17 protein-coding genes and 3 pseudogenes are annotated in these 19,008 nt (G+C 65.1%); all 20 read left to right on the top strand.

Annotated elements, in window-relative coordinates:
- The first annotated feature begins 7 nt into the window (after positions 1-7).
- Entirely contained in the window at positions 8-1,363 is a 1,356-nt protein-coding gene (gene fliI / locus V7D81_RS07645; RefSeq protein ID WP_324315555.1) for a flagellar protein export ATPase FliI, read from the top strand.
- 126 nt (positions 1,364-1,489) lie between these two features.
- Positions 1,490-1,933: a flagellar export protein FliJ gene (gene fliJ, locus V7D81_RS07640; protein ID WP_324315554.1), complete on the top strand. Its 444-nt coding sequence runs from the start codon at positions 1,490-1,492 to the stop codon at positions 1,931-1,933.
- Between the two features lie 5 nt (positions 1,934-1,938).
- A complete protein-coding gene (locus V7D81_RS07635) occupies positions 1,939-2,841 on the top strand; it encodes a flagellar hook-length control protein FliK (protein WP_324315553.1) in 903 nt (300 codons plus the stop codon).
- 252 nt (positions 2,842-3,093) lie between these two features.
- Positions 3,094-3,588: a flagellar basal body-associated FliL family protein gene (locus tag V7D81_RS07630; protein ID WP_324315552.1), complete on the top strand. Its 495-nt coding sequence runs from the start codon at positions 3,094-3,096 to the stop codon at positions 3,586-3,588.
- Positions 3,589-3,704: 116 nt separating this feature from the next.
- Complete coding sequence (gene fliM, locus V7D81_RS07625) at positions 3,705-4,712, top strand: flagellar motor switch protein FliM (protein WP_324315551.1); 1,008 nt, start codon at positions 3,705-3,707, stop codon at positions 4,710-4,712.
- 33 nt (positions 4,713-4,745) lie between these two features.
- Positions 4,746-5,078 (top strand): annotated as a pseudogene (gene fliN, locus V7D81_RS07620) (flagellar motor switch protein FliN); the annotation flags it as partial.
- An 8-nt stretch (positions 5,079-5,086) separates the two neighbouring features.
- Positions 5,087-5,590 (top strand): flagellar biosynthetic protein FliO, encoded by a 504-nt coding sequence (gene fliO, locus V7D81_RS07615; RefSeq protein WP_324315549.1) that lies wholly within the window; start codon positions 5,087-5,089, stop codon positions 5,588-5,590.
- Positions 5,587-6,339, top strand: a complete 753-nt coding sequence (fliP, locus tag V7D81_RS07610; protein ID WP_324315548.1) for a flagellar type III secretion system pore protein FliP — start codon at positions 5,587-5,589, stop codon at positions 6,337-6,339. The genes fliO and fliP overlap by 4 nt, the downstream gene beginning before the upstream one ends.
- A 117-nt stretch (positions 6,340-6,456) precedes the next feature.
- The gene (gene fliQ, locus V7D81_RS07605; protein ID WP_324315547.1) at positions 6,457-6,726 is read left to right on the top strand and encodes a flagellar biosynthesis protein FliQ; all 270 of its coding nucleotides are present in this window, start codon (positions 6,457-6,459) and stop codon (positions 6,724-6,726) included.
- Positions 6,727-6,841: 115 nt separating this feature from the next.
- On the top strand, positions 6,842-7,615 hold the full coding sequence (gene fliR, locus V7D81_RS07600) for a flagellar biosynthetic protein FliR (RefSeq protein WP_324315546.1): 774 nt from the start codon (positions 6,842-6,844) through the stop codon (positions 7,613-7,615).
- A gap of 116 nt (positions 7,616-7,731) precedes the next feature.
- Entirely contained in the window at positions 7,732-8,847 is a 1,116-nt protein-coding gene (gene flhB, locus V7D81_RS07595) for a flagellar biosynthesis protein FlhB (protein ID WP_324315545.1), read from the top strand.
- 477 nt (positions 8,848-9,324) lie between these two features.
- Positions 9,325-11,406, top strand: a complete 2,082-nt coding sequence (gene flhA, locus V7D81_RS07590) for a flagellar biosynthesis protein FlhA (protein ID WP_324315544.1) — start codon at positions 9,325-9,327, stop codon at positions 11,404-11,406.
- Positions 11,407-11,592: 186 nt separating this feature from the next.
- Positions 11,593-12,894, top strand: coding sequence for a flagellar biosynthesis protein FlhF (flhF, locus tag V7D81_RS07585; RefSeq protein WP_324315543.1), 1,302 nt, complete (start codon positions 11,593-11,595; stop codon positions 12,892-12,894).
- A gap of 132 nt (positions 12,895-13,026) precedes the next feature.
- Positions 13,027-13,890 (top strand): MinD/ParA family protein, encoded by an 864-nt coding sequence (locus V7D81_RS07580; protein ID WP_324315542.1) that lies wholly within the window; start codon positions 13,027-13,029, stop codon positions 13,888-13,890.
- Positions 13,887-14,624, top strand: coding sequence for an RNA polymerase sigma factor FliA (locus V7D81_RS07575; protein ID WP_324315541.1), 738 nt, complete (start codon positions 13,887-13,889; stop codon positions 14,622-14,624). The genes V7D81_RS07580 and V7D81_RS07575 overlap by 4 nt, the downstream gene beginning before the upstream one ends.
- Before the next feature lie 45 nt (positions 14,625-14,669).
- Positions 14,670-15,045, top strand: a pseudogene (gene cheY, locus V7D81_RS07570) (chemotaxis response regulator CheY).
- 90 nt (positions 15,046-15,135) lie between these two features.
- Entirely contained in the window at positions 15,136-15,876 is a 741-nt protein-coding gene (locus tag V7D81_RS07565; protein ID WP_324315540.1) for a protein phosphatase CheZ, read from the top strand.
- Between the two features lie 20 nt (positions 15,877-15,896).
- Positions 15,897-16,637 carry a flagellar motor protein gene (locus V7D81_RS07560; RefSeq protein ID WP_324315539.1) on the top strand — a complete coding sequence of 247 codons (741 nt, stop codon included), beginning with the start codon at positions 15,897-15,899 and terminating at the stop codon, positions 16,635-16,637.
- 93 nt (positions 16,638-16,730) lie between these two features.
- Positions 16,731-17,672 carry a flagellar motor protein MotD gene (motD, locus tag V7D81_RS07555; RefSeq protein ID WP_324315538.1) on the top strand — a complete coding sequence of 314 codons (942 nt, stop codon included), beginning with the start codon at positions 16,731-16,733 and terminating at the stop codon, positions 17,670-17,672.
- Between the two features lie 479 nt (positions 17,673-18,151).
- Positions 18,152-19,008, top strand: a pseudogene (locus V7D81_RS07550) (hypothetical protein); the annotation flags it as partial.

Below are 19,008 nucleotides of genomic sequence, written 5' to 3'. Positions count from 1 at the left end.
CTCAATCATGAACAACCCCACAACCAACCGCGCACCGAACTGGCTGAAGCAACTGGACCAGCTCCAGCGCAAGGTCGAGCGCGTGCCGCCGCCGCCGGTGGAAGGCGTGCTGACGCGCATGATCGGGCTGACGCTCGAAGCGTCGGGTTGTCAGGCGGCCGTCGGCGATCGTTGCGATGTGATGGCGACGGATGGCGCGCGGATCGAGGCGGAGGTCGTCGGCTTCGCGGGCGACCGGTTGTTTCTCATGCCGACCGGCGACATCCACGGACTCAAGCCGAATGCGCGCGTGATCCCGCGGGTCGGTGCGGAGACGGTGGCGGTCGGTCCGGCCTTGCTCGGTCGCATCATCGACGGGGCAGGGCAGCCGCTCGACGGGCTGGGGCCGATCGAATGCGAGGATCGCGTGCGCCTGACCGGCGTGCCGATCAATCCGCTGGCGCGCCAGCCGATCAGTGAACCGCTCGACGTCGGTGTGCGCGCGATCAATTCGGTGCTCACCGTCGGCCGCGGGCAGCGCGTCGGCCTGTTCGCGGGCAGCGGCGTCGGCAAGAGCGTGCTGCTCGGCATGATGGCGCGCTTCACCAGCGCGGACGTGATCGTCGTCGGGCTGATCGGCGAGCGCGGCCGCGAAGTGAAGGAATTCGTCGAGCGCATTCTGGGACGCAAGGATCGCGATCGCGCCGTCGTCGTGGCGACGCCGGCGGACAATCCGCCGCTGATGCGTCTGCACGGCGCGTGGCGCGCGACGGCCATCGCCGAGTACTTCCGCGACCAGGGCAAGAGCGTGCTGCTCATCATGGATTCGCTGACGCGCGTGGCGCAGGCGCAGCGCGAGATCGGTCTGGCGATCGGCGAGGCGCCGGCGACCAAGGGCTATCCGCCGTCGGTGTTCGCGCGCATTCCGCAGATCGTCGAGCGCGCGGGCAACGGGGCCGAAGGCAGCGGCTCGATCACGGCTTTTTATACGGTACTGACCGAAGGCGACGATCAGCAGGATCCGATCGCCGACTCGGCGCGCGCCATTCTCGACGGACACATCGTGCTGTCGCGACGTATCGCGGAGGCGGGGCAGTATCCGGCGATCGATGTGGAAGCGTCGATCAGTCGTGCCATGCACGAGATCGTGCCGGCGGAACACAGTGCGATGGCGCGACGGCTGCGGCAGTCGCTGTCGTCGTATCAGCAGAATCGGGATCTGATTGCGATCGGCGCGTACCAGAAGGGATCGGATCCGCGCATCGATGCGGCGATCGCGCAGTGGCCGGCGATCCAGCAGTTCCTGCAGCAGGACATGCGGGAGAAGGTGGCTTACGAGGAGAGTATCGCGGCGTTGCAGGCGGTGACGAGGGAAGGGAAGTGATCGGCCGGTTGCTGCGGCTTCTCTCGCTGTGGGGCCGGCTTAAGCCGGCCTTCAGAGTCAGGCTGAAGCCTGACCTGCAGAAGAAAGGACAGGACGGTTTTGCGGTCGGGGCTGGGTGAGTCAGTCATGCGCCGCGCCGATCGATTGCAGCCCGTCCAGAACCTCGCCGACGACGCCGAGCGTCGCGCGGCGCAGCGTGTAGCTGCCGCGGAGCGCAGCCAGCGCGAGGCCGAGGCGAAGCTGTCGGATCTGGAGAGCTACGCCGCCGACTATCAGCGTCAGTACACCGGGCGAGTTGCGTCGGGTATCGGCGTGACGGAACTGCGGGATTACCAGGCATTCCTGGCACGACTGAACGATGCCATCCGCCAGCAGCGGGCCATCGTGAGTCGCACGCGTCACGACAGTGATGCCGAGCGCCTGCGCTGGCAGGAAGCGGCGAAGCGCAGCAAGGCGCTCGACCATGTCGCCGACAAGTGGCGCGACGAAGAGCGCCGGGCGGCGGACAAACGCGAACAGAACGAGATCGATGAGAGGGCGCTGCTGAAGGCAGCGCGGACGGAGCGATGATCGCAATGAGCACACCCACGATTCCCGCGGCTCCGGCCGCTGCGGCGCCGGCTTCGGCGGGCGCGCAGGCGACCGAAGTCGCTGCCGGCGACTTTCTGCTCATGCTCGGGCAACTGCTCGGTGCGCCGGTGGCGCAGACGGGCGGCAAATCCGCGGCGCCGGCGGCGGCCACGGAGACCGACGTCGATACTGAAACGGCGGCGCAGGATGCCGCCGCGATCACGGGCGTCCCGGTGCCGGTGGTCACATTGCCAGTGACGCAGCCGCCGCAGGGGCAGGGGGCCGACGCCGGGATCGCGGCCGTTGCGACGTCGACGCCGAAAGCCTCGTCCGCTGCCGCGGATGCGACGCTCGCGAAGACCCTGCTCGACGCCGCGAATGGCGTCGATACCCAGCAGACGGACGCAGCGACGACGGGATCGCAGCAGCCGCACCTGTCGAGCGATGTATCGCAGCAGTTGCGGATCACTGCTGCTCCCGATCCCGGTCCGACGCGCACCCTGCACAGCACCGTCGGCAGCTCGCAGTGGGCCGATGAACTGAGCACCCGCATGATGCTGATGAGCGAGCGCGGCCAGCATTCGGCCTCGTTGCGCCTGAATCCCGAACACCTGGGGCCGCTCGAAGTGCGCATTGCCGTGCGCGACGATCAGGCGTCGGTGTGGTTCGGATCGGCTCACGCCGATACGCGTGCAGCGATCGAACAGGCGTTGCCGCGTCTGCGCGAACTGTTTGCCTCGCAGGGGCTGTCGCTGGCGGATGCCGGCGTGCATCACGATGCGCCGCGCGAGCAGTCGCGGCAGTCGTCCACCGGCGCGATGAACGACCCGCTGGGCGGCGGGAGTGAGACGGAAGTCACGTCGGTTCAGATCGCCTCGCGCCTTGGGTTGGTCGACGAGTACGTCTGACCACTCCTCCTCTTCCTGTGGGGCCGGCTTTAGCCGGCCTGAAGATGTCAGGCTGAAGCCTGACCCACAGAGGAGGGAAGAGAACAGTGTGCTGATCGTCACACTCGCTGCGCCAACTTTCCGGCGCACGTGCACAGTTCACACTCGACGGAAGCGCTGAAACCCTTGTTTTAAAGGCATTTGGCGCACTCTCGCGATCCGTGGCACGCGCCTTGCTAATCAAGGGGCAGTCATTCGTCGAGGATCCTGTCGATGTCCGAAGCCGTCGCCGCTCCCGCCCCGCGTTCAGGGTCGAAAATGTTCATGGTGATCCTGGTGGCCGTGCTGGCGGCCGGCGCCGCAGGCACGGGCGTCTACTTCATGACCGGCAAGAAGGGTGATGAAGCAACGGCGGATGCCGAACACAAGCAGGCGAAGGCCAAGCTGCCGCCGACCTACGTCAAGCTCGATCCGCCCTTCGTCTCGAACTTCGAGTCGCGCGGTGCGATGCGCTTCCTGCAGGTCTCGGTGGAAGTCATGACGCGCGATGTCGTGGTGGCCGATCTGGTCAAGCAGCACGATCCGATGGTCCGCAACGACCTGCTGATGCTGTTCGGCACGCAGACGTACGACACGATCAGCACGGCCGAAGGCAAGGAGCAGCTGCGCACCAAGGCGCTCGAGGCGGTCCGCAATGTCATCACCACGCAGGGCGGCGACGGCGCGAAGGTCGAACAGCTCTACTTCACGAGTTTCGTGATGCAGTGAAGGAAGAGAAGTGACGAGGGTGACGTCAGTCACGCAAGTCACGAAGGCAAGACAGTCCGGATCCTCACCCTCGTCACATACGTAACTTTCGTCACCCTCGTCACTCACTACTTTTTATGTCCGGCCAAGACGTACTCAGCCAAGACGAAATCGATGCGCTATTGCATGGCGTAGACAGCGGCGCGGTCAAGACCGAAGACAACGCAACGCCCGGCGAGGCGCGCAACTACGATTTCACCAACCAGGTGCGGATCGTGCGCGGCCGCATGCCGACGCTCGAGATGATCAACGAGCGCTTCGCACGCCTGTTCCGCACCAGCCTGTTCAACATGCTGCGCCGCGCGCCGGAAGTGGCGGTGGCGCCGATCAAGATGCAGAAGTTCAGCGAGTACGTGCACTCGCTGCACGTTCCCACCAGCTTGAACCTGGTGCGGGTGCTGCCGCTGCGCGGCACCGGGCTGATCGTGCTGGATCCGAAGTTCGTCTTCACCGTCGTCGACAACTTCTTCGGCGGCAATGGCCGCTTCGCCAAGATCGAAGGCCGCGAGTTCACCGCCACCGAGAACCGCATCATCCACATGCTGCTGAAGCATGTCTTCGCCGGCGTGAAGGAAGCCTGGTCGCACGTGGCCAAGCTCGACATCGAATACCTGAATTCCGAGATCAATCCGCACTTCGCCAACATCGTGAGCCCGACGGAAATCGTCGTGGTGACGAGCTTCCACATCGAACTGGACGGTGGTGGCGGCGAGATCCACATCACCATGCCTTACGCGATGATCGAACCGCTGCGCGAACTGCTCGATGCCGGTGTGGCGAGCGATCGCGTCGAGCACGACGAACGCTGGGCGATCGCGCTCCGGGAAGAAATCGAAGATGCCGAAGTCGAGCTCTCGACCCTGCTGGGTCGCGGCAAGCTGACCATGCAGCAGCTGATGGATCTGCAGCCCGGCGACATCATTCCCTGCGATTTCGCGGGGCGCGCGACCGTCCTGGCCGAGGACGTGCCGATCTTCCGCGGTACCTTCGGCCTCTCGCATGGCCAGCAGGCCGTGCAGATCGAAGAACGCGTCAGCCGCTTCAAGCCGAAGATTCTGGAAACGCTGCTCGTCAACAAGATCTGATCACCTTCTTTCACGGAAACACTCATGAACGCCAAGTCATCCGATGCTGCAGCACGCGCCGAATTCGGCGACCTGCAGGACAAGGGCACCGGCGATGCATCGCGTGACGTCAACCTGGAAGTCATCCTCGACGTTCCGGTGACGCTGTCGATGGAAGTCGGCCGCACCCGCATTCCCATCCGCAACCTGCTGCAGCTCAACCAGGGCTCGGGGGTCGAACTGGACCGCGCCGCGGGCGAGCCGCTCGACGTGTTCGTCAACGGCACGCTGGTCGCGCACGGCGAAGTCGTCGTCGTGAACGAGAAGTTCGGCATCCGGCTGACGGACGTGATTTCGCCGGCCGAGCGGATCAAGAAGCTGAAGTGATGAAAGTCATGAAGGCGACGAGGGTCGAAAGAACGGGCGGTGCGCTGACGCAGCGCGCTCTTGCCCTCGTGACTTCCGTGACCTTCGTCGCTCTCTCCGCTTCCGCAGCCGAAAAACCCTTCGCCGCGCCGCAGGCCACCGAACACGTCTCTCCGACGAGTGCAGGCTCGCTGTTGCAGGTCACGTTCTCGCTGGCGCTGGTGCTGGCGCTGGTGTTCGTCGCCGCGTGGCTGGTGCGCAAGTTCAAGGGCTTCGGTCGGTTCGGCGGCAGTGCGATCCGGATCGTTGCTGATACGGCGCTCGGGCCGAAGGAGCGTGCGGTGGTGATTCAGGTGGGTGAGCAGCAGTTGCTGCTGGGAGTGACGCAGCAGCAGGTGAATCTGCTGCATGTGTTGCCTGCGCCGGTTGGCCCCCTCCCTAACCCTCCCCCGGTCGCCGGGGGAGGGCAGGGTGGGGGCCATCCGGGCGTCGACTTCGCCGCCATCCTGCGCCGCAGTCTCGGACTCAAATGACTTCTTCCCTCTTCAAACGCTGCCTGCCGTTGCTGCTGGCGCTGCTGCCGTGCCTGGCCTCCGCCGCCGCGCCCGGCCTCGACGCCGTCACGGTCACCACGAATCCGAACGGCGGCCAGACCTATTCGCTGACGCTGCAGATCCTCATCCTGATGACGGCAGTGACGATGCTGCCGGCCATCGTGCTGATGATGACTTCATTCACGCGCATCGTGATCGTGCTCGGCCTGCTGCGTCAGGCGCTCGGCGCCGGCCAGTCGCCGCCCAACCAGGTGATCATGGGCCTGTCGCTGTTCCTGTCGCTGTTCATCATGGGTCCGGTGATCGATCGCATCCACACCGAGGCCGTGCAGCCCTACATGGCGGGCACCATTGATGCGAATGTTGCGATTGAGCGTGCAAGCGTGCCGCTCAAGCGCTTCATGCTCGACCAGACCCGCGAAAGCGACATCGCCACCTTCGTGCGCATCTCCGGCGGCCAGGGCTTCGAGAAGCCCGAAGACGTGCCGATGCGCATCCTGATCCCGGCGTTCGCCACCAGCGAACTGAAGACCGCGTTCCAGATCGGCTTCCTGATTTTCATCCCCTTCGTGATCATCGATCTCGTGGTCGCCAGCGTCCTGATGTCGATGGGCATGATGATGCTGTCGCCCGTGCTCATCTCCCTGCCGTTCAAGCTGATGCTGTTCGTGCTGGTGGATGGCTGGTCGCTGGTGATGGGGACGTTGGCGGCGAGTTTTTATGTGTAGGGGCATGGGCTACTGGCGACAGGCTACAGGCGACAGGCTGCAGCCAGAGGAGCGCCGAGGTTCTGCCTGTCGCCTGTCGCCTGTCGCCTGTCGCCGCTGCCTGTCCGTTTCTCGACCATGACTCCCGAAACCGTAATGACCGTCGCCCAGCGCGCGCTGGAAATCACCATCCTGCTCGCTGCGCCGATGCTGCTGGCCGCGCTGCTCATCGGTCTGCTGGTGGGTGTGTTCCAGGCGGCGACGCAGATCAACGAAATGACGCTGTCGTTCATCCCGAAGCTGCTCGGCATGGCCGCAACGCTGGTCATCGCGGGACCGTGGATGCTCAAGGTGATGGTGAGCTATACGCGGGAGTTGTTCGAGTCGATACCGGGGTTGATCGGATGAAGAAGGCTACAGGCTACAGGCTACAGGCTACAGGCTACAGGCTACAGCCAGAACCTCGACGCTTCTCTGGCTGTCGCCTGTAGCCTGTCGCCTGTCGCCTGTCCCCTCTCTCCCCATGCTCTCCCTCACCTCCGGCCAACTCGAAGCCTGGTTCGTCCAGTACTTCTTTCCGTTCATCCGGATCGGTGCGTGTTTTCTCGCAGCGCCGGTGTTTGCCGCGAACTTCGTGCCGGCGCGCGTGCGGCTGCTGCTGGCGGGAGCGGTCGCCATCATCATCGGTCCGCTGATTCCCGTGCCTGCGATCACGCCGTTTTCCATCGAAGGCGTCATCGCCACGGTCCAGCAGATCATCATCGGCGTCGCCGTCGCGTTCGTGCTGCAGCTCATCTTCGATGCGCTGGCGATGGGCGGGCAGCTGCTGTCGAACACGATGGGCCTGGGATTTGCCTACAACGTCGACCCGCTGCGCGGCGTGGGCACGCCGGTGCTCGGTCAGCTCTACATGATTCTCGTCACGCTCACGTTCCTCGCGCTCAACGGCCATCTGCGCCTGATCGAGCTGCTGGCGCAGAGTTTCACCACGCTGCCGAGCGGCGCGCAGGGACTCGGCTCCGAACAGCTCTGGAATGTCGTGGCGTGGGGATCGCAACTGTTCAGCGGCGCCGTGATGGTGGCGCTGCCCGGCATGACGGCGCTGCTGGTCGTGAACCTGGCCTTCGGCGTCATGAGCCGCGCCGCGCCGTCGCTGAACCTGTTCGCGGTCGGCTTCCCCATCTCGCTGATCTTCGGCCTGATCATCATCTATATCGGCCTGCCGGCGGTGCAGGCGACGTTTGTCGGCGCGCTGGGCGAGGCGTTTGGGTTGATACAGGGACTGTTGGGGCAATGAAGAACAGGCTACAGGCTACAGGCTGCAGGCTACAGGCTACAGTCAGAGGAGCAGTCGCGTTCTGGCTGTCGCCTGTCGCCTGTCGCCTGTCGTCTGTCCCCTCGCGGTAGCTCCCCATGGCCGAAAACGAAGACGGTCAGGAAAAAACCGAAAGCGCGACTCCCAAGCGCCTGGAGGAGGCGCGCCGCAAAGGGCAAATTCCTCGTTCTCGCGATCTGAGTGCGGCGGCCGTGTTGATGACGGGCGGCATCGCGTTGTCCTCGATGGGCGGCCAGCTCGGCGGCGACATCCATTCGCTCATGCGGCGCGGGCTGACGCTGACGCGCGAACAGTCGATGGATGCGACGCAGATCGTGCCGTCGCTGACCAACGCTGCTCTCGATGGACTCATCGCGTGCCTGCCGATCTTCGGGTTGCTGGCGCTGGTGGCCGTGCTCGCGCCGCTGGCGCTGGGCGGCTGGAGTTTCAGCACCGAATCGCTGATGCCGCAGTTCAACCGGCTCAACCCGCTGTCGGGCATCAAGCGCATGTTCGCGATGCGCAGCGTCGTGGAACTGATGAAGGCACTGGCGAAGTTCGGCGTCGTGGCCGTGATCGCAACCCTGGTGCTGTGGCGCGATACCGCCGAACTGCTGGGCCTGGGTCGCGAGCCCACGGCGCAGGCAATCATGCATGCCTTCACCCTGAGCGGCAGCGCGCTGATCCTGATTTCCTGCGGCATGCTGCTGATCGCCGGCGTCGACGTGCCGTACCAGCTCTGGCAATACGCCAAGCAGCTCAAGATGACCAAGGAAGAAGTGCGGCGCGAGATGAAGGAAAGCGAGGGCTCGCCGGAAGTGAAGGGCCGCATCCGCCAGCTGCAGCAGCAGATGGCGCGCCAGCGCATGATGCAGGACGTGCCGAAGGCGGATGTGATCGTCACCAACCCGACGCACTTCGCCGTCGCGCTGAAGTACGACGAGAAACGCATGCGCGCGCCGATCGTCGTTGCGAAGGGTGTCGACCTGGTCGCGGCGCGGATCCGTGAAATCGGTACCGAACATGCGGTGCCGATCTTCGAGGCGCCGCCGTTGGCGCGGGTGCTTTACAAGAATGTGGATATCGGCGGCGAAGTGCCGGCGTCGGTGTATGTTGCGGTGGCGCAGGTGCTTACCTATATCTTCCAGCTGAAAGCAGCGCGGCGTGCTGGAGCCCGGCCGCCGCAAGCGCCCGTCATCGATGTGACCGAGTGAACGGCGCCTTCTGCCTGTGGGGCCGGCTTCAGCCGGCCTTCTGAGGAGTCAGGCTGAAGCCTGACCCACAGGAAGAGCCCATTCCTTCTTCTTCTTGCCGTTGGACGTTGCCACCGCCGCAGTGAGTGTCGGGGCCGAAAGGCTTTGCTGGACCGTCGCGCGCATGGATGCGCGCGCCGGAGCCCCCATGGATGGGTTCACGGCGTTCCAGCAAAGCCTTTCGGCCCCGGCGCTCACGGTGTCGTGCGCACCCTCTTAAGACCCCCACCCTGACCCTCTCCCCTCTCCGGGGGATTCCGTCGCGCTTACGCGCTCCTCCTCCCCGCTTCGCGGAGGAGGGGACAGAAAGGGAATCCCCGCCGCCTTCCCAAACTGTGAAGAAAGCCCGCTTCGCCAAAACCCGCGTGGCTTGCCGTTTGCAGATATCCCCCTGAGCGTCAGATCAATGACGCGACGGAAATTCGACGCACTTCACACATGGCCGCCAACGCTCCAGCCCTCAACTTCGGCGCTCTGATCCGCTCCGGCATCGGTGTGCCGGTCGGCGTGCTCGCCGTGCTGGCGATGGTGGTGCTGCCGTTGCCGCCGCTGGCGCTGGACGTGCTGTTCACGTTCAACATCGCGCTGTCGCTGGTGATCGTGATGGCCGTCTTCTACGTGGCGCGGCCGCTCGAGTTCGGCGTCTTCCCGACCGTGCTGCTGCTCGCGACGCTGCTGCGCCTCGCACTGAACGTCGCCTCGACCCGCGTCGTGCTGCTGCACGGCCACACTGGTTCGCATGCCGCCGGCAAGGTCATCGAATCCTTCGGTGAGTTCGTGATCGGCGGCAACTATGCCGTCGGCGTGATCGTGTTCGCCATCCTCACCATCATCAACTTCGTCGTCGTCACCAAGGGCGCGGGCCGCATCTCCGAAGTCAGCGCGCGCTTCACCCTCGATGCCATGCCCGGCAAGCAGATGGCGATCGACGCCGATCTCAACGCCGGCCTCATCAATCAGGAAGAGGCGCGCGTGCGTCGCGCCGAAGTGCGCCAGGAAGCGGACTTCTACGGCTCGATGGACGGCGCCAGCAAATTCGTCCGCGGCGATGCGACCGCCGGCATCCTGGTGCTGGTCATCAACATCCTCGGCGGCGTCGCCATCGGCATGATGGCGCACGACATGAGCTTCAAGGATGCGGCGCGCGTCTACACGCTGCTGACGATCGGCGACGGTCTCGTCGCACAGATTCCTGCGCTGCTGCTCTCGACCGCGGTCGCGATCATCGTCACGCGCATGTCCGGCGCGCAGGACATGGGCGGCGAAGTGGCGAAACAGCTCTTCGGCCATCCGCGCGCGCTGGCAGTCGCTGCCGGACTGCTCGGCGTCATGGGCCTGATTCCCGGCATGCCGAACGTGCCGTTCCTCATGATGGCGGCTGCGTGCGGCGGTGCCGCGTGGTTCCTGCACAAGCGTTCGCTGCAGGCGCCGGCGCCGGTAGTCGAAGCGCCGCCTGCGCCCGTGCCGTCGCTGGAAAATCGCGAACTCACCTGGGACGACGTGCAGCCCGTCGACATCATCGGTCTCGAAGTCGGCTATCGACTGGTGCCGCTGGTCGACAAGTCGCAGGGCGGCGATCTGCTGGCGCGCATCAAGGGCGTGCGCCGCAAGCTCACGCAGGATCTCGGCTTCCTGGTGCAGGCCGTGCACATCCGCGACAACCTCGATCTGTCGCCGAATGCCTATCGCATCAATCTCGCCGGCGTGCCGGTGGGCGAGGGCGTCATCTATCCGGAACGCGAACTCGCGATCAATCCGGGCAAGGTGTTCGGTGCGCTGTCCGGCATCGAAACGCGCGATCCCGCCTTCGGCATGGATGCGGTGTGGATCGAACCCGGCATGCGCGATCACGCCCAGACGCTGGGCTACACGGTGGTCGATGCCAGCACCGTGATCGCCACGCATCTCAGCCACGTCATCCAGACGCACGCGCACGAACTGCTCGGCCACGAGGAAGTGCAGCAGCTCCTCAACACGCTGGCCAAGAGCGCGCCGAAGCTGGTCGAAGATCTCACGCCGCGCCTGCTGCCGCTCGGCACCGTCGTGCGCGTGCTGCAGGGCCTGCTCGGCGAACGCGTACCGATCCGCAACATGCGCACGATCGTGGAAACCCTCGCCGAACACGCGGGCCGCACGCAGGACCCGCTGCAGCTGCAGTCGCTGGTGCGCGTCGCGCTCGGCCGCCAGATCGTGCAGGACATCGCCGGCATGTCGACCGAGCTGCCGGTCATCACGCTCGAACCCGATCTCGAACAGCTGCTGAGCAATTCGCTCGGCGGCGCCAACGCCGCGACGCCTGGCCTCGAACCCGGCCTCGCCGAACGCATGCAGCGCCGTCTCGCCGAAGCCGCGCAGCGCCAGGAAATGACCGGCGAACCCGCCGTGCTGCTGGTGCCGCCGCAACTGCGCCAGACGCTGGCGCGCTTCATCCGTTCGGTCGTGCCGAGCATGCACGTGCTGGCGTGGAACGAGATTCCGGACAACCGGAAGGTGAGGCTGGTGACGGCGGTGGGTCGGTGATGATTCGCGCAGCGAATCATTGGGCGACAGGCGACAGGCGACAGGCCACAGCCGGAAGAATCTTGAGGCTGTACAGGTATTACGCGTGACGAAACACATTGAACCTTTCGGCTCCGAGAGCACGTCCTTGCTCCGGCCTGTCGCCTGTCGCCTGTGGCCTGTGGCCTGTCGCCTGGGGTTCCCGCGATGAAAATGAAATCCTACCGCGCCCCCGACATGCGCCAGGCGCTCGCGCTGATCCGCGATGCGCAGGGACCGGATGCGGTCATCCTGTCGAGCAAGCGCATTGCCGGCGGCGTCGAGGTCGTGGCGGCGGTCGACTATGACCCGGATGTGTCGGTGAGCGAAGTATCGCAGGCGCCGGCCGCGGCGATGACTGACTACGACATCGGCCGCGAGAGCTATCACTCGCGCGCCGCGCAGATCGCGGCGGCGATGTCGGTGCGTGCGCAGGGCGAGCGCCCTGTGGCGCAGCCGCGCAAGCCGGCGGCTGAGTCGTTCGCGCCGCGCCAGAAACGCGACGAGATGCGCAGCGAACTCGATGAACTCGTCGCGGGGCAGCCCGCCGCCGTCGGCGAAGAACTGCGCACGCTGCGACAGATGCTGGAAACGCAGTTCGCGACGCTGGCGTGGAACGACCTGTCGCGCCGCGCGCCGGTGCAGATCGCGCTGCTCAAGCAGCTCACCGAACTCGGACTCGCCAGCGATCTCGCCAGCGAACTGGTCGCGCAGATGCCGGGGCGGCTGGAAACCGACGAGGCGCAGCGGCTCGCCATCGCGCAGCTGTCGCGCCGCATCGCCACGATGGAAGAACGCTGGCTGGATCATGGCGGCATCGTCGCCATGGTCGGACCGACCGGCGTCGGCAAGACGACACTCATTGCAAAGCTCGCAGCTCGCTGGGTGATGCGGCATGGCGCGCGGTCACTCGCGCTGATCTCGGCGGACTCGGTGCGCATCGGCGCGCAGGAACAGATTCACACGCTCGGCCGCCTGCTGGGCGTGCCGGCCTACGGCATCGAGAGCGTGCGCGAACTGCCGCAACTGCTGGATCACCTGACCGACAAGCGGCTGGTGCTGATCGACACCGCCGGTCTCAGTCAGCGCGACGAACGTCTGCGCGGCGAACTGATGGCGCTGGCTTCGGCGCATCCGCGGCTCGAAAGCACGCTGGTGCTGTCGGGTGCGGCGCAGGCGGGCGCGATCGAGGAAGCGGTCGAACGATTCTCCGCGGCAGCACCGCAAAGCTGCGTGCTCACCAAGCTCGACGAGGCGACGAGTCTCGGCGGCGCGATCTCGACGCTGATCCGCGCGCAGCTGCCGCTGGCCTATCTCAGCGACGGCCAGCGCGTGCCCGAGGATCTCTCGGCCGCACGCGCTCACCAACTCGTGGCGCGTGCGGTGCAACTGTCGCGCAAGGCGGGTGCAACGGCGGATGAGGATCTGCTGCAGCGAAGGTTCGGCGCCGTGGCGCATGTGATGGCGTGATGAAAGGCAAGGTCAAGAAGGTCACGAAAGTGACGAGAGTGACGAAGGCGGATCGCTTCCGTCTTCATCTTCGTCACTTCCGTGACTTCCGTGACCTTCGTCACTCATAGGATCTCCAAATCAATGGAATCAATGCAAACAGCCGGTCTGCGCAGATCGGTACATCCCGGCCCGGTGCAGGTCATCGCGGTGACCGGCGGCAAGGGCGGGGTCGGCAAGACCAGCGTCGCGGTCAATCTCGCGACGGCACTGGCGACGACCGGACGCCGGGTCATGCTGCTCGACGGCGACCTCGGGCTGGCGAACGTCGACGTGTTTCTCGGCATGTCGCCGCGACACACGATGGCGCACGTGCTGTCGGGCGAGCGCTCGCTCGAAGAAATCATTCTCGAATCGCCGCATGGCGTGCAGGTGGTGCCCGGCGCCTCCGGCGTGGCCGACATGGCGAACCTGTCCGAAGCGGGCCACCTGAGTCTCATCCAGGCATTCAGTGCGCTGAACTCGCGCGTCGACACGCTGATCGTCGATACGTCGGCCGGCATCTCCCACAGCGTGGTGCAGTTCTCGCAGGCGGCGCAGCACGTGCTGCTCGTCGTATGCGACGAACCGGCCTCGATGACCGACGCCTACGCGCTCGTGAAAGTCCTGAGCCGCAATCACGGTGTGAACCGGTTCCGGGTCGTCGCCAACATGGCGCGCGCGCCTGGCGAGGGCGATCACCTGTTCGAAAAACTGCAGCGGGTCACCAGCAAATTCCTGGATGTCACCCTCGAGTACGTTGGGGAAATCCCCGAGGACCCGTACCTGCGTCGCTCAATCCGTGAACAGCGTCCCGTGATTGGCGCATTTCCCGCCAGTCCCTCGACCCGGGCATTCAAGAAACTGGCACTGAAGGCCGATAAGTGGCCTGTACCGGACGGCCCGCGGGGCAATCTCGAATTCTTCGTGGAACGACTGGTACGCCGGCCGCAGGCCCGGCTGGAGGTGGTCCGATGAGCGGCGTCGCGGCATACAAGGCTGGGAAGCCGAATCGCGAGACCGATGCGATGGTGATGCGTCACGCCGAACTGGTGAAGCGCATCGCCTATCACCTGGCGGGGCGCCTGCCCGCGTCGGTGGAAGTTTCGGATCTGATCCAGGCCGGGATGCTCGGCCTGCTGGAAGCGGCGGCCAACTACACGGCCGACCGCGGGGCGAGTTTCGAAACGTATGCGGGCATCCGCATCCGTGGCGCGATGCTCGATGCGCTGCGCAAGCTCGACTGGGCGCCGCGCTCGGTGCATCGCAAGGCGCGCGCCGCCGCGGCGGCGATGCGCGAGATCGAGGCGGAGTTCGGCCGCGAGGCGCGCGACACCGAAGTCGCGGACAAGATGGGTGTGTCGCTCAACGAGTACCACCGCATCGCGCAGGACGCGGCCAGTTGCCGGGTGGCGAGCCTGGATGAATCGAGCGGCGAAGAGGATTCGCTGATCGGCCGGATCGAGGACGAGGGCGCGGATCCTTTCCTCGATGCGACGGAAGAAGGCTTCCGCGCGGCGCTGATCGGTGCGATCCAGGAACTGCCGGAGCGCGAGCGGCTGGTGATGTCGTTGTACTACGACGACGAACTGAACCTGAAGGAAATCGGCGCGGTGCTGAAGGTAACGGAATCGCGCGTGTGCCAGCTGCACGGTCAGGCGCTGGTGCGGTTGAAGGCACGGCTCGCGCACTGGCGCGATCGTGCAAGTTGAACAGAGACATAACGGGTATCTGGAGATCGGGACGTGAGCAAAGACATGAAGTTTCTGGTGGTCGATGACTTCTCGACCATGCGCCGCATCATCAAGAACCTTCTGATCGATCTCGGCTACCAGAACGTGACGGAAGCCGATGACGGCCAGACCGCGCTGCCCATGCTGCAGGCGGGCAGCTTCGACTTCCTCATCACCGACTGGAACATGCCGGGCATGCCGGGCCTCGACCTGCTCAAGGCCGTTCGCGCCGACGCGAAGCTCGCCAAGATGCCGGTGCTGATGCTCACCGCGGAAGCCAAGCGCGAACAGATCATCGAAGCCGCGCAGGCCGGCGTGAACGGGCTACGTCATCAAGCCTTTCACTGCGGTCACGCTGAAGGAAAAGATCGACAAGATCCTGGAAGCGAGGGCGGCGTAAGGAGGCGCGCCGGCTGCTGGCGACTGGCTTCCGGCCAGAAGTCTCCGGCCAGCAGCCAGTCGCCAGTCGCCCGCAGCCCAAGGTTTTCCAATGACTTCCCCCAAGCTCCAAGAAGAATTCGGCCCCATCATCGCCGCGCTGGCCGGCGCGCTCGCGGCCGGCGATGAAAAGACGTTCTATGCCGAACTCGACTCGCTGGTCGAACAGCGCGAACGCAGCCTGTTCGGCGAACTGCGCAAGCTGACCGCGGATCTGCAGTCGGCACTGGTGCGCTTCAGCGTCGATTCGCGCCTGGTCGATCTGGCCGAGAAGGAAGTGCCGGACGCCAAGCTGCGGCTCGACCATGTATTGAAGATGACCGACGAGGCTGCGCATCGCACGATGGATCTGGTCGAGCAATGCGCGCCGCTGGCCGATCGCACCGCGAAGGAAGCTGCGGAGATCGTGGAAATGTGGCGTCGCTTCCGCGCGCGCAGCATCGCGGTCAAGGATTTCGGCCAGATGGTGCAGCGCATGGACGTGTTCCTGGAATCCGCGAGCGCGGACATGGGCAAGGTGCGCGGCAATCTTTCGGAAGTGCTGCTGACGCAGGGTTATCAGGATCTGTCGGGACAGATCATTCGCGGCGTGATGAAACTCGTCGGCGAACTCGAAACGGCGCTGGTCGAACTGGTGCGCCTGTCCAAGGGCGGTCCGAGAGCGAGCGAGGCGGGCGCGGATGCGCCGGCGGCGTCGCGCGGTTTCGGCCCCGTGGTTCCGGGCGTCGATCACGGTCCGGCGGTCGGCGATCAGGACGACGTCGACGCGCTGCTGTCCGGCCTGGGCATGTGAGGGATCGAGCTTACTAAGCGATGGACGTTCTCAGTGTCATCGGTCTGATCCTCGCGGCCTGTGCGCTGCTGATCGGCGCCATCCTGAAGGGCGCCGGACTGGCGTCGCTGGTGTCGTCGGCTGCGTTCATGATCGTGATCGTCGGCACGATCGCCGCGATCTGCATCCAGACGCCGCTCGCCGTCATGAAGGATGCGGGCCGCATTCTGCCGTGGATCTTTCGTCCGCCCGCCAACCGGCGCGCCGAACTCATCCGCAAGATGGTCGAGTGGAGCAACACGGCGCGCAAACAGGGCCTGCTCGGCCTCGAGCCCATCATCGAACGCGAAAGCGACCAGTTCGTGCGCAAGGGCCTGCAGCTCGTCGTCGACGGCAGCGAACCCGACGTCATCCGCAGCATTCTCGAAGTCGACATGCACGTGCGCGAACAGACCGATCTGCGCGGCGCCAAGGTGTTCGAAGGCATGGGCATCTATGCGCCGACGCTCGGCATCATCGGCGCCGTGCTGGGTCTCATGGCCGTCCTCCAGAACCTCGCCGATCCGAGCAAGCTCGGTCACGGCATCGCTGCGGCGTTCACCGCAACCATCTACGGCATCGGCCTCGCCAACCTGTTCTTCCTGCCCGTCGCCAGCAAACTCAAGGTCGCCATCGCCCGCCAGACCGAAGCCCGCGAGATGGTGATCGAGGGAATGATCTCGATCGCGCAGGGGGAGAATCCGCGGTCGATTGAGTCGAAGTTGCAGGGGTATCTGCATTGAGCGGGCTACAGGCGACGGGCTACAGGCTACAGCCAGAAGGCGACAGTCTGCGCCAGCCTGTCGCCTGTCGCCTGTAGCCTGTCGCCTGTCCCCATGTCCCGCCGCCACAAACACGAAGAGCACACCAACCACGAAGCGTGGGCGATCCCCTATGCGGATCTGCTGACGCTGCTGCTGGCGTTCTTCGTGGTGATGTACGCGATCTCTTCGGTGAACGAGGGCAAGTATCGCGTGCTGTCGGATTCGCTGTTCGCGGCGTTCCGCGGTTCGCCGCGCACGTTGCAGCCGGTGCAGGTGGGCGAGAAGGCCGTCGGCTCGGGTGCCGACATCCAGATGACGATCGTGCAGCAGGCGATGCTGGAAGGTCAGCCGCGTTCGATGCTCGAACCGAGCCCGATCAACATGGGCGATCCGAGCAAGAACGCCCGCCACGCCAGCAACACCACCTACGATTCCGAAACGACACAGAGCGCGGAGGCGGTGGCGCAGCTCGAAACCGTCGCGCGCGAAGTCGAACAGGCGATGGCGACGCTGGTCGACCAGAACCTGATCGCGGTGCGTCGGCATGGTCACTGGGTCGAGGTGGAGATCCGCACCGACATCCTGTTCCCCAGCGGCGTCGCGACGCTCGAGCCTGCCGCCGTGAACGTCATGAAGCAGCTCGCCGAAACCCTGAAGCCGTTTCCCAACCCGATCCGCGTCGAAGGCCACACGGACAACCGCCCGATCAGCACGCGCGCCTTCCCGTCGAACTGGGAACTCTCGTCAGCGCGCGCAGCGAGCGTGGTGCATCTCTTCACGGAAACCGGACTGGAGCCCGCACGCCTCGCCGTCATCGGTCTCGGCGAATACCGGCCGGCGCAGGACAACGCGACAGCGGAAGGTCGCAACGCCAATCGCCGTGTCGTGCTGGTGATCCTCAGCGGCGACACGCCCCCGGAAGGCAACTATGCGGAGGATCGCGGCAAGCAGGACGAGCCGGCCATCGAAGCCCGCGATGGCGTGGTCGATATCCGCGCGTCCGCGACACCGTAGTCTGCTTCTTCCTGTAGGTCAGGCTTCAGCCTGACTGTTTTCAGGCCGGCTGTGACCGAAGGGAATCCCATGGGAAAGCCGGCCCCACAGCAGAGTGATCTGCTTCTTCCTGTAGGTCAGGCTTCAGCCTGACTGTTTTCAGGCCGGCTGTGACCGAAGGGAATCCCATGGGAAAGCCGGCCCCACAGCAGAGCTTCCCACCTCTACGGGTGGTTCCGCAAAGCCTCCTCACCGCTGCGCGGGGGAAGGAACACATTGTTCGACTTCATCTCGATCGTTTGGCGAAGACGAATCGATGCGACGCCCGACGCACTATTGCCAGGTCAACGGATGGCGAAATCGACTAAGGCGTCCCCTGAAACGCGCCGCTGTCGACGACAGCCGTGACCTGCGTCACCCCGGCGCAATGGGCGCAGAGACACAGTGGTTGCACGGCCGTCGCAATGCGCGTTCTGCCCAACGACAACAAGAGCTGCTGAATGAATCACGACGGAAAGAAATCGCGACGCGGATCGAGCTGCGTCGCCAGTCCCCTGCGGCGAATCGATCGCCTCGTACGCCGTTGCACACTCGCTGCCTTCGCAGCATTCGCCATCGCCGGGCAGATCGGCATTCCTGCGCACGCAGAAGGCAGTCGCACGCTGTTCCCGCTGGGTTATCTCAATGGCGAAGCGGGCAACGTCAATCCCAGCGCCGTGCGCTCCACGCTGTACAACGATTCCAGCGCGCGCTTCATGGGCATGATCCGCCAGCAGACGTTTTTCTACGTGTACGCGCAGAGCGGCGAATACATCCTGCTGGGCACCAGCGGCAATCGCAACGCGCTGCGGCTGTTTGCTCCGCCGTCGGGAGGTCAGACGCTGGAAGCGCGGTTCGGCGTGCCCGGCCTCGAAGATCCATCCTCGCTCGGCAGCGGCCTGACGCTCTCCGGCACCGGCTGCGGCAACACCGGCGGAAACATTGCCAGCCGCAACGCCGAACTGGCAGGGCCGAACAGTGCAGATGGCTCGGCCACGGTCACCAACGGCTATATACCCTGCCACTACCAGGCGCCGACCACCGGCATCTATGGCGTGTACTTCGGCACCACCAGCGATACGACCATGTGGGACGTCGCGGTGCGTTCGAGCGTCACCAGCCTGACCGACATCAACGGCCGCCTGTTCAGCTACTCGTTCTCGGGTAATACCAACAACGCGACCAACCGCATCTACACCACGCACTACTACATCACCGATGACGGTTACCGCTATTCGCAGGCCTTTCGCGGGCTGGCGCCGTACCGGTACATGCTGTACTCGAATCCGAAAGGCTTTCTCGACGTCAACGGCGATCC

The organism is Povalibacter sp., assembly GCF_036735925.1.
Classification (GTDB): domain Bacteria; phylum Pseudomonadota; class Gammaproteobacteria; order Steroidobacterales; family Steroidobacteraceae; genus Steroidobacter.
Note: the sequence above shows the minus strand (reverse complement) of the source record. Positions and strands in the feature narration are given on the sequence as shown.

Coding starts and splice junctions, on each gene's coding strand:
- flhB (WP_324315545.1), top strand. CDS start 7,732: ATGGCCGAAAACGAAGACGGTCAGGAAAAAACCGAAAGCGCGACTCCC.
- fliM (WP_324315551.1), top strand. CDS start 3,705: ATGTCCGGCCAAGACGTACTCAGCCAAGACGAAATCGATGCGCTATTG.
- V7D81_RS07635 (WP_324315553.1), top strand. CDS start 1,939: ATGAGCACACCCACGATTCCCGCGGCTCCGGCCGCTGCGGCGCCGGCT.
- V7D81_RS07575 (WP_324315541.1), top strand. CDS start 13,887: ATGAGCGGCGTCGCGGCATACAAGGCTGGGAAGCCGAATCGCGAGACC.
- fliJ (WP_324315554.1), top strand. CDS start 1,490: ATGCGCCGCGCCGATCGATTGCAGCCCGTCCAGAACCTCGCCGACGAC.
- flhF (WP_324315543.1), top strand. CDS start 11,593: ATGAAAATGAAATCCTACCGCGCCCCCGACATGCGCCAGGCGCTCGCG.
- V7D81_RS07560 (WP_324315539.1), top strand. CDS start 15,897: ATGGACGTTCTCAGTGTCATCGGTCTGATCCTCGCGGCCTGTGCGCTG.
- motD (WP_324315538.1), top strand. CDS start 16,731: ATGTCCCGCCGCCACAAACACGAAGAGCACACCAACCACGAAGCGTGG.
- V7D81_RS07580 (WP_324315542.1), top strand. CDS start 13,027: ATGCAAACAGCCGGTCTGCGCAGATCGGTACATCCCGGCCCGGTGCAG.
- fliR (WP_324315546.1), top strand. CDS start 6,842: ATGCTCTCCCTCACCTCCGGCCAACTCGAAGCCTGGTTCGTCCAGTAC.
- fliO (WP_324315549.1), top strand. CDS start 5,087: ATGAAGGCGACGAGGGTCGAAAGAACGGGCGGTGCGCTGACGCAGCGC.
- V7D81_RS07630 (WP_324315552.1), top strand. CDS start 3,094: ATGTCCGAAGCCGTCGCCGCTCCCGCCCCGCGTTCAGGGTCGAAAATG.
- V7D81_RS07565 (WP_324315540.1), top strand. CDS start 15,136: ATGACTTCCCCCAAGCTCCAAGAAGAATTCGGCCCCATCATCGCCGCG.
- flhA (WP_324315544.1), top strand. CDS start 9,325: ATGGCCGCCAACGCTCCAGCCCTCAACTTCGGCGCTCTGATCCGCTCC.
- fliP (WP_324315548.1), top strand. CDS start 5,587: ATGACTTCTTCCCTCTTCAAACGCTGCCTGCCGTTGCTGCTGGCGCTG.
- fliI (WP_324315555.1), top strand. CDS start 8: ATGAACAACCCCACAACCAACCGCGCACCGAACTGGCTGAAGCAACTG.
- fliQ (WP_324315547.1), top strand. CDS start 6,457: ATGACTCCCGAAACCGTAATGACCGTCGCCCAGCGCGCGCTGGAAATC.